Raw genomic sequence first — 15,761 nt, forward strand, 5'->3', positions numbered from 1 at the left:
ATTACTTTTGTTCATACTTTTTTGTCGCAACTCAAAAGTATAAATCACGGAGCAGTCTGATTAATTTCTACTGCTCCTTTTTATTTTTTTCCGGACACTAGTGATAAAGATTATACTTCTTTCGGTCAATTGTCCTCTCACTAAACGATACCTTTAGTGAGGTACCTATCTCTTTATTGTATTTGAAAATTTCAACAAAATCCTTAAGATCCTTGGAAATATATTTTGTAGTAATATTTTTTGCTTTTATTATGGGCTCTTCCAAACTGAAGGAATCGCCTATAATTTTAATTGCCGTAGATTGGTTCTTACAAAACAAGCATGTTTCATCTTTTTTGAATTGGTCAAAGGTTTCAATACCATATTTAAGCTTTTCATTACGTTCTAGATTGCAAATAACATTCTCCAATGCTAATTTTGAAGCTTTTTCAATAGGTAGGTAAAATAGAACACTGATACTCTTTGAATCTATCTCTGGATGATTCTCTTTTAAATAATGGACTAGTCCACCTGAGGTAGAAGCTGATATTAAAAAAATTGAATCATTATCAAATACTGTCTGCTTATTATATATACCGTCGTAAGACTTAAAAGACTGAATATTTATATCTGCTGATTTTTCAAAACGTTTTAAATATTGGCTAACAGAGTACCCAATAACATTTATCGATAAGGTGTCACAATAAATGCTTTTAATCGTTTGATTTTTAAATTGATGAAGGATATTCAATCCAATAAAATCGATTTCACTCTTTTGAACTAATACATTTGCTGTTCTTAGGAACTTTGACGAATGCTTCCCAGAAGGAAATACATAATGATGGGAGATTCCGCTACTTTCGACCAGCCCGCCATTTAGCACAAAAATGTTTGCTAAACCTTGATTGATAATTTCTTTGATATTGTTTTTCAAGAACAGCTCTCTCCCAGGGAAACGAAATCCTTGTCTATTATAAGACCCATAAAAAATACTATCCCGAAGGGAACTTTCTTCTGCTTTAGGAATACTTCTGAAAATATCGTCAAGTTTGTTCTCTACTTCTTGTTGAATAGAGCTTGTCGTCGAACAGTGCAAAAAAAGTAATGCTGACGTCTGATGAAAATATCTAAAATGTTCTGTTAACTCTCTTTTTAGCATTCCAAAATCCAATTCAGAAGAAGGGTTGAAAACAACGGTTATATTTTTATATTTTTTGTCTTCGATATTGGAATTAAATATGTAAAATTTCCCCATTAGTTATTGCTTTTGAATGGATATAGAATGCTTATGAAAGACCCTTGTGATTTAGCAATATTATTTGTGCTAAAATTGTTGTTGTTCCAATCTTCAAGCTTTAAATCATCTAGCTTCTGTATATCAATTGGTTTGTAGATATCTTTTATAAGATCTCTATAAACAGAATATTTATCAGTTTGTATTTTCACAAAACCTTTTTTATTGAGTATATTCAAAATTCTATCGAGTCCCATCCCTTTTTTAGACTTCAGATTTGAAACCGATGAGGTCTGATTTTTAACAAGACACTTTTTAATTATATCTAAATTTGTACTGTTTCCTTTCTGAAAAAATTTATCAATAAAACCTACTCCAGAATCAAATACTAAAATCTCCAAATAATAAATCTGATTAAGTTCATTTAGGCAATTTTGATTAACAAAAGGATGCTTAAAAAAAGAATAAATGGGAGTATCTACATACTCATTTAAAACAGTATCAATTTTGTTTTTATGAAATCTAAAGTAAACTCCACGTATACTCGCAGGAATTTCAATCATATTCTCGTCAGTTCTTCCCCATTCATAGGTGTTTTTTGTTAATTCATAAACTATTGCTCCTATATCGTCAAGGATTCCCTCAAACTCATACTTATTTTTTTTGTTGAAAGTCAAAATATACTCATCAAAGATTTTCCGTATATTTTGTTTAATCTGATTTTCATCATCATTAAAACCGTTTTGATTTTCGAACAACCTAATTAAACCTTTACTTTGTGGCAAATGGTCAGTATTTGTAAAAATGTATTTATTACCTTTCAATCGTGACAATGAATTCATTTTAATAAAGAATTCATTTTGCTTTTCCCTTAACTTACTTTTAATGTTAACATTATTCTTGTCAATGAATGCCGATGTATTCCATAATAACGAAACAATAGGATAGGCGTATTCTTGGTCGTAGAAACTATCTATATTCGCAACATCATCATCGAAAATTACTGTTTCAATGTTGGACTTCGTATTTAATGTTATGACAAACTTTAATAGATCTCCCAACAACCCATAAGTATATTTATCAAATGAGCTAGGTAGTTTTAAATTTAAGTCCAAAAAGTTGTCACCTGTATTTATATATTGATTATATAACTCAGCGATCTTACTTATGGTAACGTTCTTGGGTATTGATATTTCAATCATAAAAAATTATTTCATTGCAATCAACATTGTAGCATTACTTCTGCACATTGATTCCTTTATTAATCAATTCTTTAACAACGCCGAACATCATCGCAGAAAAATCCTCTTTGAACTCCTTGCTATCAGAATAGAGTTTGTATAAATCAAAATTGGTAGTGATGTGTTTTAATAACTCTTCACCAACAATCTTATCGCTTGTAATCCTGGCATTTTGCTCGTCGGAGTATTGGATAGAGGTTATCAATTCTTGATTTTTCGCTACGTCATTGGCAATGTTTTCTGCCATTTGGCGCACCTTATCGGCGTCTTCGAACTGGGTTCCGTATCGGTCGTTAAAAGTTTGCAGGATATTCGATAAGCGATCGATCTCTGGCTCGGAATTTCCACCACGCATATCTGTTGGAATAGGCTTTAAATCATCGCCTTGCTCCATAACGATATTCGTTGTAGCTTCTAGCTGCAAACGGTAACTATCCATGTCAATATTATCAAGAATACCTTGCGCTAAATCAATAGGCGTATCACCTCCTAATTTATTCTGCAAATGATTGAGATAGATGTACAAACGTTCTAAATACGGATTTTCAAACGGAACAATCTGCGATAGGAAAATATAAAGACGCACATAGGTCTTGACTTTTGCTCTGAAATCCGCTTGTTCATCTTCTGCTAATACATTGCGGAATACCTCTGTGCTATTATCTAAAATTGCATGAAGCTGGTCTACCGGTACATTAGCCAATATATTTTCCGAAAACTCATAAACTTGTTCCTGACTATAAACTTGGAAATTATCCAAAGCATCACGTAGGTCGAAAAGTTTGTTCGGGTCGGTTGCATCGCCTAATATTGTACTTTCAAAATACGGCATAAATGCCTTTTCTATATCTTCTGCTTTATTGGCAAAATCCAAAACAAACGTATCCTTCTTCAATGGATGACTTCTGTTTAATCGGGATAGGGTTTGTACCGCATTCACTCCACCTAATTTCTTATCTACATACATGGTGTGTAACAGTGGCTGGTCAAAACCTGTCTGGTATTTATTAGCCACAATCAAAAAGCGATAATCGCTCTTTTCAAATTCACTAGGAATATTGGCACTTGAAAATCCGTTTAAGCTAGCTTCGGTTTCTCCGTCGATTTCTCCCGAAAAAGCAACAATTGCTTTATAAGGACTGTTGATTTTCAGTAAATAATCATCAAAAGCCTTTTTAAACTTTACCGCATTTGCTCTGGAACTGGTTACAAGCATTGCCTTAGCCAATCCACCAATTTTTCTTTTTTTAATGACTTCATCAAGAAAATGATCTACAATTAAAACTGTCTTTTTCTTCACCGCATGCTCATGACTTTCTACATAGTGTTTCAGCTTTTTCTGCGCCTTTAACTTGTCGTATTCCGGATCGTCTTCGATACGTTTCAACAGGGCGTAATAACTTTGGTAGGTGGTGTAGTTTTGCAATACATCCATAATAAAACCTTCTTCAATAGCTTGTTTCATGGAATACAAATGAAACGCCCTGAATTTGGTTTTATCTCCCTCGACATAAGAAACACCAAATAACTCCAGTGTTTTATTTTTAGGCGTAGCCGTAAAAGCGAAATAACTGGCATTAGGCAACAGCTTCCTTGATTTGATCAGGTCTGTAATTAAATCCTCTGACGTAATGGTTTCACCATCTTCGGTTTCAGGATCACTTTCCATATCCTCTGTTTTGGCAATAGCTTGATTTAATTTCCGTGCCATTTGCCCGCTCAAACTACTATGAGCTTCGTCAATGATAATAGCAAAATGATGTCCCGGAAGCTCGCCAATTTCTTCGACAATATGTGGGAATTTCTGGATGGTGGTAATAATGATCTTTTTACCTTCTTCCAATGCCTGTTTCAACTGCTTACTGCCTTCGGTGATGGCCTCGACCACGCCGGCCACTTGTTGAAATTGCTTGATATTGCTTCGTATCTGTGCATCCAAAACCCGACGGTCGGTAACCACGATGACCGTATCGAAAATGATATTTTCACCAGATTTATCGTGCAAACCCACCAACTGATGTGCCAACCACGCAATAGAATTGGATTTGCCCGAACCTGCTGAATGCTGTATTAAATATTTATGCCCTGCGCCCACATTTTTGGCATCTGCCAGAAGCATACGTACCGCTGCTAACTGGTGATAACGAGGAAAAATTAGTTTCTTCTCTTTACGTGTACGGATTTTCCCTTTGTCGTCTAGGTATTCCTTTTCTTCGGTAATGAGCTGGCAAAAATTTTGGATAATATCGGTCAAACCATTTTTGGTCAAAACTTCTTTCCAGAGATAATCTGTTTTTATGGCACCATTAGGTGGATTTCCCGCACCATTGTTATAACCTTTATTGAACGGTAGAAAATATGATTTTTCTTTTTTCAACTGCGTACACATCCACACTTCTTCGGTATCGGCTGCAAAGTTTACAATGAGCCTACCCAAACGGAATAATTCTTCTTTAGGATCGCGGTCTTGTTTGTACTGCCGAATGGCGTGTTGCACATTTTGTTTGGTAAGCTCATTTTTCAGCTCAAAAGAAATCACGGGAATACCATTGATAAAAACTACCATATCCAAAGACTTCGTGTTGTTGGGCGAAAAATAGACTTGCCGCATCACAGAAAATTGATTGGCTCGATATAATATTTCTGTTTTATTATTGTAACCCGACACCGGTCTGTCGTAAAATAAATGCAGTTTGGTATCGGTAAATCCATCGGTAATTCCTTTACGAAGCACTTCAATCACGCCTTTTGCCTGAATTTGGTCGTTGAGGCGTTTTACGATTTTTTGTTCGTATAGCTCTTTGTGATAGGCTTTAAGTTTAGCAACAGCCTTTGGTTGCGTAGTTTCCAAAAACTGAAACAGCAATTCTTTATCCAAGCAGGCTACATTATCGTAGAGCGTATTGCTACGAAGTAGATAGCCATTTTCACTTACTAAAAACTGTGAAATATGAGCTTCTAAACCTTTTTCTGTAGTATCTGTTTGTTTCCCCATTTATTCAAACTTTTTGTTTAAACGCTCAAGTTCATCTGTGATCTCATTGAGCATAATGATACGTCTTTGTCGTGGTAAATTTGGGTGGATCCAAAACCTTGACTTATCTTGAAGTTGGGTAGCTAAATCAGGGTCGATTAATCGAGTGCATCGCGCAGCATCATTCCAACAATCTGACAACTCTTGATTTGGTATATAGTCTCCATCATTATTTCTTAAATAGTCATAAGTTCTTGACCAAGCGAAATGAATAGCACTAATTGCTTCATTAGTTTTCTCACGCTCTTTTTCTTTATACAATGAGAGCTTTTCTATTATCCATCCTAAAAATTTTATATCTGCGAGAGCACTCATTGCATTTCTTCCGTTTGATAATCTTCACTTTCTTCTGCCGCCAGCGCTAGTTCTTCTTCCAATTCTTCGTATCCCTCGTCTTCGGTTTCAGTCTCTGGAAATTCGTAGGCACGTACATCAATTTTACCCGTTACAGCCTCGGTTATTAAGGCTGTTTTGTACTCTTCGACCAAAGCGATTTCTTTTTCTATTTTGGAAATGGTGCTGTAAATAGTAGATGTCTCCTTCGATATAAATTCCACTATTTTGGTTTGTTCATTAATTGGTGGCACGGGAATTTTGGCATTTTTTAAATCGTAAACACCCAATCCAACTCTTGTAACTCCATTAGATCGAACTTCAAATTGAATATTGATTTCTTTGCACTGCAAAGCTCTAAAAAGGAACTCACCATAAAGCGTTTCATAGGGTCGAAGAACACTCAAATGATAACCACATACCACATCTGTTAATGGCTCTTTTACATAAGCAGGAACGGCAATGTCATTTGCTGTTTCAGAATCTTTAGTAATAATGACATCACCCTGTAATAATGTGAATTTTGCAATTTGCTCATCTGTTGCTGTAGCCAACATTAAGTCCATTGAATCGGTTATGTAGTCGTTTTTATAAACGTCCGTATAATTACATAACCTTACTTGCTTTTCATCTTCATTTGAATGCTTATCTATATTACTCGGAAAACAGTTTGCAACATACTTCAACTTCCTCACTTCCCAATGCTCCGGAATTTCTCCCAACCACTCAATACCGTTGTCTTTCATTTTCACATCAGGGTTTAAGCCCTTAGTAACGGCTTGGTTGGTGATGGCGGTTTTTTGCTCGTTGAGTAGTTTTATAAGTTGCTTTTTTTTGTGAATAAAGCGGTTGATTTTAGCCAGTTTGTAATCTAAAAAGCGGGCAATGGCGGTTTGTTCTTGTTTTGGAGGAATTAAAATTGGAATATCAAGAAAATTTTTATCAGACAATTGAAGTCTAGAAATCCAAATTCCCTTTGACCGAATCGCATATTGACCAACATACATTTTTGTTCTAAGCAGATAATGGAAATATTGATAGTCGCCAACCTCATTTTGATTAGGTCTATAAACTCCGTAAGCCGTACTTACTATTCCGTGATATTTTGAAAACCCAAGGCCTCTACTCCAAGCCCATAGGGAGTTAATCACAAGGTCTCCTGGATTGCATAGCTTATAACCAATGTAGGAAGCCGCTTTAAACATATTTACATTGGCATTCTTTCTTTTTATTACACCAAAATGTTCAGAAACAGAGAGTAATTCTTCATTGCCAGTTTCAGAGCGAAAATCTACTTCACGAAAAACCCATTTTGCCCTTTTAATTTGCCACAGTTCAGGAATATGAGCTAACCAATCAATGCCAGAATCTCGATATGCAGGGTAATTTTTCTTGGCCATATTATTCTACAATTTCTTTAAGTAAGCCGTCTGTTTCTTTTTCTATATCGAAAATTTCTTGAGCGATTGTTTCTAAGTTTCTTAGCGGTATATATTGATAAAAATGCTTTGAAAAGGGAATTTCATAACCCACTTTCATTTTCGTCTTGTCATACCAAGCATCGGGAGCAAAGGGAAGAACTTCTCTTTTGAAATAATCGGCAATGCTTTCTTTCATGGGCACATTTTCTGTGTCTTTTAAGCTATTATCACTTTTAGGCTTGCCTTTGCTGTCAGTTATTATTTTACTGTTTTCGTCTTTTTCGGGTTGGTGTACCGTGATTTGGTAGAAGCCAAAATCCTCATTATCAAAAATTTTACTGTACTCGTTTTCCTCAAAAGCAAAGTACATATCTTGTATCAATTGAATATGCTCAGGTTTAAACTCTACACGTTTATCACCCAAGTTCTTTCGCATTTTCTGATAAAATTCTTCTGAAGAAGCATTGATCAATTGCACTTTGCCTTTTCTACGCTCTTCTTTCACATTAGTCAGCAACCAGATGTAGGTGGTGATGCCCGTATTGTAAAACATATCATTGGGCAACTGAATGATGCATTCCAACAAATCATTTTCCAGTATGTATTGTCGAACACCGCTTTCGCTGCTTCCAGCATCTCCTGTAAACAAAGCCGAACCATTGTGAACGGAAGCAATACGGCTACCACCGTCTTTCGGGTCTTTCATTTTAGAAAGCATATGGAGCATAAACATCAATTGCCCGTCGTTGCTGCGGGATGTCAAACATTTTTCTTCCAACTCACCTTTAAAATTTTTGATTTTTAGGTTAAAGCGGCGATCCTTTATCTCGATTTTTTTACCAGTTCCTACGTTTAGATTATCAATATCTTGTTTCCACGATGTTCCATACGGCGGATTGGTCAACATAAAGTTGAACTTCAATTCAGGATCAAAACCATATTCACTCAGGGTAGAACCAAACTTTATTTTATCGGGGTCTTCGTTTTTAAGCAACATATCCGATTTACAGGTAGCATACATCTCGCCGGTATTTTCCTGCCCGTACAAGTGGAAGGAGGCTTTGGATTTTATTTCGCCTTCGGGATTTGTTGCAAAGTGCTTAGATTGTGTAAGCATGGCACCTGAACCCGCACACGGATCGTAAACCAAGAATGTTCCTTGCTGAATTTTATCTTTAACTGGAAGATACACCAAGTGCGTCATGAGTTCGATAATTTCTCTTGGTGTAAAATGTCGCCCAGCAGCAGCATTTGTTTTTTCATTGAACCTACGTATCAAGTCCTCAAACATGTATCCCATTGCCATAGGCGAAATCTTGTCGGGGCTTAACTCTACTTTAGGGTTGCAAAACTTCTCTATTAAGGAGAAGGTGATATTTGTTCGCTCAAATGTTTCTAATTGGTGGCGAAACTTAAACTTTGAAATAATGTCCTGTACATTTTCTGAAAAGCCATTGAGATAATCCAAGAAATTGGCATCAATGTTCCGAGGATCGTCTAATAACTTTTTCATGGTATATGGTGACGTATTATAAAACGCCAGCCCAGAACCATGTTGAGCGGAGGTCAACAGTCCTGATAGATTGTCTAGTTTTCCTCTAAACTCATTATAAGTTTTTAGAACTGTTTCTTTGGTTGGCTCTAACGCCAAATCTAATCTTCGTAGAACAGTCATTGGCAGTATCACATCTTGATACTGATTTTCCAAGTATTTATTAATCAATACATCATCTGCAACTGTCCAAATAAAATTGATAATGGGTTGCAACCTCTGCGTATCTAAGCTCATATTATTTTTTTTATTATTTAAGGTCTGTACCACTATTTGGCACACTAATAGGTATTATTTATAATTAATAAAACCTTTCTGCCAAATTTAATGAATAAAAGTATTCAAAAGATACTCATTTGGTGCAAAACACTAGCTTTTTCACCCAAACGACGTTTTGTTGCGTTTTTCTTTGATTGCTGATGTGGAAAAGACAGTAATCCAAACATTGGAGTCCTAACATTTTATATAAAAGATTGAGAACCTTTTATATGGAATGTATTAATAGGAAATCCTTTAGTTGCAGATTACTTATTCTTTACAATGTGTATGTAAATACAAAAAATCTTTCCCAACTTCGTCCTGTCTCATGAAAAAAGCTCAATACTAATCGTAAAATTTGGAAAGGCATATTGGCTTCATTTTAAACCATTATTATGAGACACCTATTACACAAAATCGTCTCCGACATACAGAAACAGGAACGTAAGTTTTCTGTGGAGGCTTCAAGCTTTATAGACGAAGCTTACAAGATGACGGTATACCTTAAAGAACTTCTCGGAGACGTGAAAGAAGATATAATAAACGAGGGATTTACTACAAAGGAAGACGAAATTCTTTTCTTTAAACAGATAAAGCCCACAGTTCTGGGCAAACTCATCTATTACAACAAGGTGTTCAGGATTGAAAGTGCATGCCCTGCAAGTAGTGGAAGTATCTACGAAGGCTATTTTGCTATGCACCTGCGTGAGCTCAAACAGGAATACACAGAGCATGTCTGCAATTCCGATTTTTACCGCTACTACCGTTCCGGCAGAACTGACCGTGACGAGCAATATTTTACACTTGGCAACATCAACTGCTATGATGGATTAAACAGCTTCGTTTTTGAAATCGACACCAAATTTTCTACCTACTTTGATTATAAAGTAGCGAAAATGATAGCCAACGAATTAATCTATAACTATCTGACGACAAAGCTAAACCCCGAACAAAATCCCGATGTACTGCTACAACACGAGGAAACAAAAGACTTCTTTTGGACACAGACCAAAAATGCCCTTATCGAATTGATTTATGCGCTCTATGCCTGCGATGCCATTTCGCACGGGAAAATAGGCATCCGAAAAATTAGCATGGTATTCCAAATCCTTTTTCGTATCTCGCTGAACGACATACATAACAGCTTCCACCGGATGAAGACCCGTGCAGGCTCACGGACGTTGTTTTTAGACCAACTCAAATACAGCTTAGAGGAATATATGGACAGGGAAGACAACCTATAATTTTCGTCTTCTATTTCCTTCAAAAAGGACAGCATCAATCGTTGCTGTCTTTTTTTGCCCGTTTGCCTATATGTGTCTATCGGCAAATCCATTGATTTGGATGCCGACCGAATGACCAAAAGTTCGGAAAGACCCTAAAAACGGCACTTTACATGAATTGTAAAAAAAATAAAAAAGTGCCTTTTTGATAGACACGTATCGGAAGACAGCCTGCGCCAATCGCTCCAATTTTGTGGTGTTAGAAATCATTAAAAGTATTTGTTATGAACATCGACAGAATGGAATTTATCGCATGGATGGAACGTATAATGGAGCGTTTCGATATTTTGAAAGAGTACGTCCTAAACATCAAGAAAGAACGCCACAGTATAGACGGTGAGGAATTACTGGACAACCAAGACCTGCTCCTTATGCTGAAAATCAGCCACCGCTCCCTGCAACGATACCGCTCCACGGGCAAGCTACCATATTATACCATCAGCGGAAAGCTGTATTACAAACTATCGGACGTACACCAATTCATTAGGGAAAGTTTCAAAGCCCCCATACGGCGTACAAAAGAAAACCGATGACAAACCCTACCACGAAAAGACGGGTACGGCATAGCCGTACCTGCTTCGCCTACTTTCGGAAATTGTAAACTTTAAAAAATCAATATCATGAGCGAACAGACAAATGAAAATCCACAGCAATATCCCGAACAGCTTTCGGATGTGCTGTTGGTGATGGACAAGGAAAAAAAGAAAATCCAAGCCGTCACGGGTGTTGACGAAAACGGCAATCTGAAAACCGTTGATGCCAACAAGAAAAACCAAAGCCAATTTATGCGTGTTGACAGAGCAGGAGATTTGTTTACAAATTTCTTCTCCAACTTTTGGCGACAGCTAAAAGACCCGACCCACTTTTCATTCTTTAAAGTACCTGCAAAGGAAGCGGTCGAAACCGCCAAAGAAATGCAGAAACAGGTCGATGCCCCAACCAAAGAGGGCGAGGCTGTTATGGCAAAGCATGAGGTCAAAGAGCCAAAAGAGCAACAACAGGAAACCAAAAAGGATGTGGAAGCACCAAAAGCGACACAGGAAACACAAGCACAAGAAAAAAGCGAATACCGCTATAAGGCGGAAGATGTGGACTGGAATTATTTAGCACAATTCGGAATAAACAAAGAGAGGCTCGAAAAAGACGGACAGTTGGATTTGCTGTTAAAGGGCTATAAGACCAATAAGGTATATCCCACAAGTGTCAATTTCGGTGCGGTTATCATGCGCTCGGATGCAAGGCTCGGTTTCCAAGACGGTGAAGACGGAAAGCCTGTACTTATGATGTACGGTGTACGCCATGAACCCAACCTCAAAGCCCCTTTCTTTGGTCACGAATTTACCAAAGAGGACAGGGAAAACCTGCTCAAAACCGGAAACATGGGGCGTGTGGTGGAACTGACCAACCGCAAAACAGGCGAAAAGATACCGTCCATTATCAGTATCGACCACCTAACGAACGAGGTTATCGCATTCCGGCAGGACAGGATAAAAGTACCCGATGAGATTAAGGGCGTAAAGTTGACCGAAGACCAAAAACTGGATTTGAAAGATGGGAAAGCCATTTATTTAGAGGGGTTGGATTTTAAGAACAGTACGAACAAAAATGCCCATGTGCAGTTCAACGCCGACAAAAAATATACGGAGTTTCTCTTTGGTGATAAAGCCCCCAAACAGGCACAGGAAAACGACCCGAAATACTATCGTGGCAAAACGTTCTCCGATGAACAGTACAAACAACTCACCGAGGGCAAGACCCTTTATATTTCGGATTTCAAAGATGGGCAGGGAAACGCCTATAAAGGCTACGTTACGCTGAACAAAGAAACAGGGGGGTATGATTTCAGCTTTAAAAATCCCAATGCGCTGAAAAATAAGGCACAGCCTGCCGAAACGCACAAAACACAGGTTGCCGTGAACTCCAAGGGGAAAACCAACGAAGCAACCAAGCACATCAACGAGCCTCTGAAACCGGAGCAACAAAAGCCGAAAAATAACGCACAACAGCAACGGCAGAATGACCCCAACCGTCCGGCTAAATCCAGAGGGGTAAGAAGATAACACCATCAAAAAACATTTTTCTTTGGAAATCCCCTTTCACAGAATACGAGGGGTTTCTCAAAGAGAAATGTCCAATAAATAATCCATAAATATAGATAGCATCATGAAAGCAATCATTGCAGAAAAGCCAAGTGTGGCGAGGGAAATAGCTACCCTGTTGGGAGCGACCGAAAAACGGGATGGCTACCTCGCAGGGAACGGCTATGAAGTTACGTGGGCATTAGGTCATTTGGTCGGACTGGCGATGCCCGAAGATTACGGGGTGTCGGGCTTCCAACGTGAAGCCCTGCCCATATTGCCCGACCCTTTTATACTTACGGTACGCAAGATAAAAAAGGACAAAAGCTATGTTCCCGATAGTGGAGCGTTAAAACAGTTGAAGATTATCGAACAGGTCATCGGTAGATGCGATAGCATTATCGTGGCCACCGATGCCGGACGTGAGGGGGAACTCATCTTTAGGTACATCTATGAATACCTAAAGTGCCGGAAACCCTTTGAACGTCTATGGATAAGCTCACTCACGGAAAAGGCAATTAAACAGGGTTTTGACAACCTAAAAGCCGGAAACGAATTTGACGGGCTGTACCGTGCCGGACAAGGGCGGAGCAAAGCCGACTGGCTTGTCGGTATCAATGCCTCGCAGGCGTTGAGCATTTCGGCAGGGCGTGGCGTTTACTCGCTTGGTAGAGTACAAACGCCAACGCTTGCCCTTATCTGCAAGCGGTATTTGGAAAACAGGGATTTTGCCGTCAAAAAATACTTTCAAATCCAGTTGGAACACCGTAAAGAATTTACAGACTTTAAGAGCCTTTCAAAGACCAAATGGGATGACAGGAAACTTGCTGACGATACGCTGAAAGCCATTCAGCGTAACGGAACAGCAACCGTTACGGCAGTGGAAACCAAAACAGCTACGGAGCAACCGCCTTTGCTGTTCGACCTTACGGGATTACAGAAAGAAGCCAATAAAAGAGCATCCTATACTGCCGAGGAAACATTGAACATTGCCCAAAGCCTGTATGAAAAGAAGTTTATCACCTACCCCCGTACAGGGAGCAAGTACATCCCCGAAGATATGTGGTCGGAAATCCCTGCACTTGTAAGGAATTTGGAAGCACGGGCTTCCTGCAAAAAAGCGGTCGGAAAAGTGAAATGGGGGCGTTTCAATAAACGCATCGTGAATGACGTAAAGGTCACAGACCACCACGGTCTGCTGATTACCGAAAAAATCCCGTCCGAATTAACGGCACACGAAAACGTTATCTATGATATGATTGCGCACCGCCTACTGGAAGCCCTTTCGCCTGCCTGTACCAAAGAAATAACCGACATCGGGTTGCAGGCTCTGCACTATGACTTCACATTGAAAGGGTGTAAAATCCTCGAAGCCGGCTGGCGTGGCATCAAAGAAAAATTTACAGATGAGGACAGCGAGCCTTTGCAGGAACTGCCGGAATTAAAGGTCGGCGATGAGCTGAAAATCAAAGAGGCATCCGTACTGGAAAAGAAAACCAAACCGCCCGTGCTTTACACCGAGGCAGGTCTGTTGTCCGCAATGGAGAATGCCGGAAAGGAAACCCATAACGAGGACGAACGGAAAGCCCTAAAAGACATCGGTATCGGTACACCTGCCACAAGAGCCTCTATTATAGAAACACTTTTTAAGAGGGATTACATTCGGCGTGAAAAGAAATCCCTAATCCCTACCCATAAGGGATTGCAGGTTTACGGGGCAGTACAGGGCAAAAAGATTGCTGATGTAGCCATGACCGCCGAATGGGAAATGGCATTGCAGAAAATCGAAAACAACGAGGCGGATGCAGGCGCTTTTCAGCGTGAAATGGAAACCTATGCCACTTCCATTACACGGGAACTTTTGGACACGGGCATTGTCCATGAAAAGCAACCCGAACTGACCTGCCCCAAATGCAAGACCCGTCAGCTATTGGTTTGGAACAAGGTTGTAAAATGCCCCGATGAGGCTTGCAACTGGCTTCAATTCCGTACCGTGTGCGGAGTGCCGTTGAGCGTTGCCGACATAGAAAGCCTTGTGACCAAAGGAAAGACCAGCCTTATCAAAGGCATGAAAAGCAATTCGGGCAATAAATTCAATGCCTATATCGTCATGAACGATAAAGCCGAAACCTCCTTTGAGTTTGACAACAGGAAACCAAAAAGGAAATAAATGTTTTTTTTTTGGACGGCATACAGCGTGAGGGATAGAAGCGACATCCTTTTGCGGTCCTCGCAGATCCGCAAAAGATATAGCGGATAGCCCGACCCGTCTGCATTTTTTCGATAGCCTGGGCATGGGGATAAAATGCAGACGGTGGCACGCCCAAAGCCTACTTTTCATCCTGCTCGTCCATTCTCCGTATAAGTTCCTCCCGAAGCGCATCAAGGAATTTAGTACGGTTCATCTTCCGGTTTCTCAGCTCCAAATAGGTCTGATAGAAATTGCCCAAGTCAATGCCAAAGGCACTTTCAAAATATTGGGCTACTTCCCTTATATCATTGTTCCCGTTGTCAAACAAATTTTGGGAATGCAGGGCATAAATCAGTTCTATCAACGCCACTTTGCTACCTGTCCATTTCAGCTTCTTTTGGGCTTTCGATTTATTTTTTTTGAATTTGTGATACAACTGGTCTTCGATGTAGACCTGTATCAAATCGTTGGCTATTATCTTGGCGACCTTGTAGTCGTGAGAGGTTGAAAAGGACTGGTCGGACTGGAAATAATAGGTATCCAACCACAGCTTTATATCATGCCTGCCACGAACAAAATATTTCTCGTCAAGGAGCGAGTTATTGCTACGGTAATACTTGTAAAAATCAAGGTTGTTGTCAAAGAACCTCTTTAGCTTTTTCAGTTCTTTGTTGAGGTATTTCCTTATGGGCTTTGCACCATAGGGTTTCTTTGTCTCGATTTTGTAAATGGCGTTGTAGTAAATGAGTTTTGACAGGATTACGGGTTTCTGATATTTAAAAAATCTGATTTCTTCTTCGATGTTCTTAAATCCTCTTTTCAGAACATGTTCTTTTACTTCGGACAGGCATTCGAGAATGAGATGTATAACCGCTTCCATACGTTGTATGGAGCAATCGGCTTCAATTTCTAATTCATTGATTGCTGTTTCCAGTTTAGATAATGTCTCATTGTAAAATCTATTCATTATTTACTCGGATTGAAAAATGCAAAGCCTATACTTGTTAAATTTAGGTTATACAGTAAACGTTAGTGACTTCTTTGGTACTGGATGTCATCCTTTTGTTTTTCATTCATTGCCATGTATATCCCGTATGAATGTAGAATTACAGCAATTGCACAACCGATGTAAATCGGCGGTACATCAAGCATAACTC

Annotated in this window: 11 protein-coding genes; 4 read left to right on the top strand and 7 right to left on the bottom strand. The window is 39.0% G+C overall.

Annotated elements, in window-relative coordinates; genetic code table 11:
- Window positions 1–97: 97 nt before the first annotated feature.
- Genes ABD930_RS07240 through ABD930_RS07265 form a run of 6 tightly spaced genes read right to left on the bottom strand, consistent with a single transcriptional unit; the run spans window position 98 to window position 9,031 of the window.
- Window positions 98–1,234 (bottom strand): hypothetical protein, encoded by a 1,137-nt coding sequence (locus ABD930_RS07240; RefSeq protein WP_345231064.1) that lies wholly within the window; start codon window positions 1,232–1,234, stop codon window positions 98–100.
- Entirely contained in the window at window positions 1,234–2,415 is a 1,182-nt protein-coding gene (locus ABD930_RS07245; RefSeq protein WP_345231065.1) for a hypothetical protein, read from the bottom strand. The genes ABD930_RS07240 and ABD930_RS07245 overlap by 1 nt, the downstream gene beginning before the upstream one ends.
- A gap of 34 nt (window positions 2,416–2,449) precedes the next feature.
- Window positions 2,450–5,449, bottom strand: a complete 3,000-nt coding sequence (locus tag ABD930_RS07250) for a type I restriction endonuclease subunit R (RefSeq protein WP_345231066.1) — start codon at window positions 5,447–5,449, stop codon at window positions 2,450–2,452.
- The gene (locus ABD930_RS07255) at window positions 5,450–5,803 is read right to left on the bottom strand and encodes a hypothetical protein (RefSeq protein ID WP_345231067.1); all 354 of its coding nucleotides are present in this window, start codon (window positions 5,801–5,803) and stop codon (window positions 5,450–5,452) included. It lies immediately after the preceding gene.
- The gene (locus tag ABD930_RS07260; RefSeq protein WP_345231068.1) at window positions 5,800–7,221 is read right to left on the bottom strand and encodes a restriction endonuclease subunit S; all 1,422 of its coding nucleotides are present in this window, start codon (window positions 7,219–7,221) and stop codon (window positions 5,800–5,802) included. The genes ABD930_RS07255 and ABD930_RS07260 overlap by 4 nt, the downstream gene beginning before the upstream one ends.
- 1 nt (window position 7,222) lies before the next feature.
- Window positions 7,223–9,031 carry a type I restriction-modification system subunit M gene (locus tag ABD930_RS07265; RefSeq protein ID WP_345231069.1) on the bottom strand — a complete coding sequence of 603 codons (1,809 nt, stop codon included), beginning with the start codon at window positions 9,029–9,031 and terminating at the stop codon, window positions 7,223–7,225.
- A gap of 416 nt (window positions 9,032–9,447) precedes the next feature.
- Between ABD930_RS07265 and ABD930_RS07270 the strand changes: the two genes are divergently transcribed.
- The 4 genes from ABD930_RS07270 to ABD930_RS07285 all read left to right on the top strand — a co-directional run bounded on the left by ABD930_RS07270 (window position 9,448) and on the right by ABD930_RS07285 (window position 14,583).
- A complete protein-coding gene (locus ABD930_RS07270; RefSeq protein ID WP_345231070.1) occupies window positions 9,448–10,296 on the top strand; it encodes an RteC domain-containing protein in 849 nt (282 codons plus the stop codon).
- Between the two features lie 263 nt (window positions 10,297–10,559).
- On the top strand, window positions 10,560–10,868 hold the full coding sequence (locus tag ABD930_RS07275; protein WP_013632691.1) for a helix-turn-helix domain-containing protein: 309 nt from the start codon (window positions 10,560–10,562) through the stop codon (window positions 10,866–10,868).
- An 87-nt stretch (window positions 10,869–10,955) separates the two neighbouring features.
- The gene (locus ABD930_RS07280) at window positions 10,956–12,395 is read left to right on the top strand and encodes a DUF4099 domain-containing protein (protein ID WP_098195171.1); all 1,440 of its coding nucleotides are present in this window, start codon (window positions 10,956–10,958) and stop codon (window positions 12,393–12,395) included.
- Between the two features lie 103 nt (window positions 12,396–12,498).
- A complete protein-coding gene (locus ABD930_RS07285; RefSeq protein WP_345231071.1) occupies window positions 12,499–14,583 on the top strand; it encodes a type IA DNA topoisomerase in 2,085 nt (694 codons plus the stop codon).
- Between the two features lie 160 nt (window positions 14,584–14,743).
- On the opposite strand, the gene ABD930_RS07290 is transcribed toward ABD930_RS07285, so the two are convergent.
- Window positions 14,744–15,571, bottom strand: coding sequence for an RteC domain-containing protein (locus ABD930_RS07290; protein ID WP_345231072.1), 828 nt, complete (start codon window positions 15,569–15,571; stop codon window positions 14,744–14,746).
- Between the last annotated feature and the right edge of the window lie 190 nt (window positions 15,572–15,761).

Source organism: Olivibacter ginsenosidimutans, assembly GCF_039542865.1.
In the GTDB taxonomy this organism is placed as follows: Bacteria; Bacteroidota; Bacteroidia; order Sphingobacteriales; family Sphingobacteriaceae; genus Olivibacter; species Olivibacter ginsenosidimutans.

What these genes read in the sequence shown, in the direction of transcription:
- ABD930_RS07240 (WP_345231064.1), bottom strand. Translation starts at nt 1,234, where the DNA reads ATGGGGAAATTTTACATATTTAATTCCAATATCGAAGACAAAAAATAT.
- ABD930_RS07245 (WP_345231065.1), bottom strand. Translation starts at nt 2,415, where the DNA reads ATGATTGAAATATCAATACCCAAGAACGTTACCATAAGTAAGATCGCT.
- ABD930_RS07250 (WP_345231066.1), bottom strand. Translation starts at nt 5,449, where the DNA reads ATGGGGAAACAAACAGATACTACAGAAAAAGGTTTAGAAGCTCATATT.
- ABD930_RS07255 (WP_345231067.1), bottom strand. Translation starts at nt 5,803, where the DNA reads ATGAGTGCTCTCGCAGATATAAAATTTTTAGGATGGATAATAGAAAAG.
- ABD930_RS07260 (WP_345231068.1), bottom strand. Translation starts at nt 7,221, where the DNA reads ATGGCCAAGAAAAATTACCCTGCATATCGAGATTCTGGCATTGATTGG.
- ABD930_RS07265 (WP_345231069.1), bottom strand. Translation starts at nt 9,031, where the DNA reads ATGAGCTTAGATACGCAGAGGTTGCAACCCATTATCAATTTTATTTGG.
- ABD930_RS07270 (WP_345231070.1), top strand. Translation starts at nt 9,448, where the DNA reads ATGAGACACCTATTACACAAAATCGTCTCCGACATACAGAAACAGGAA.
- ABD930_RS07275 (WP_013632691.1), top strand. Translation starts at nt 10,560, where the DNA reads ATGAACATCGACAGAATGGAATTTATCGCATGGATGGAACGTATAATG.
- ABD930_RS07280 (WP_098195171.1), top strand. Translation starts at nt 10,956, where the DNA reads ATGAGCGAACAGACAAATGAAAATCCACAGCAATATCCCGAACAGCTT.
- ABD930_RS07285 (WP_345231071.1), top strand. Translation starts at nt 12,499, where the DNA reads ATGAAAGCAATCATTGCAGAAAAGCCAAGTGTGGCGAGGGAAATAGCT.
- ABD930_RS07290 (WP_345231072.1), bottom strand. Translation starts at nt 15,571, where the DNA reads ATGAATAGATTTTACAATGAGACATTATCTAAACTGGAAACAGCAATC.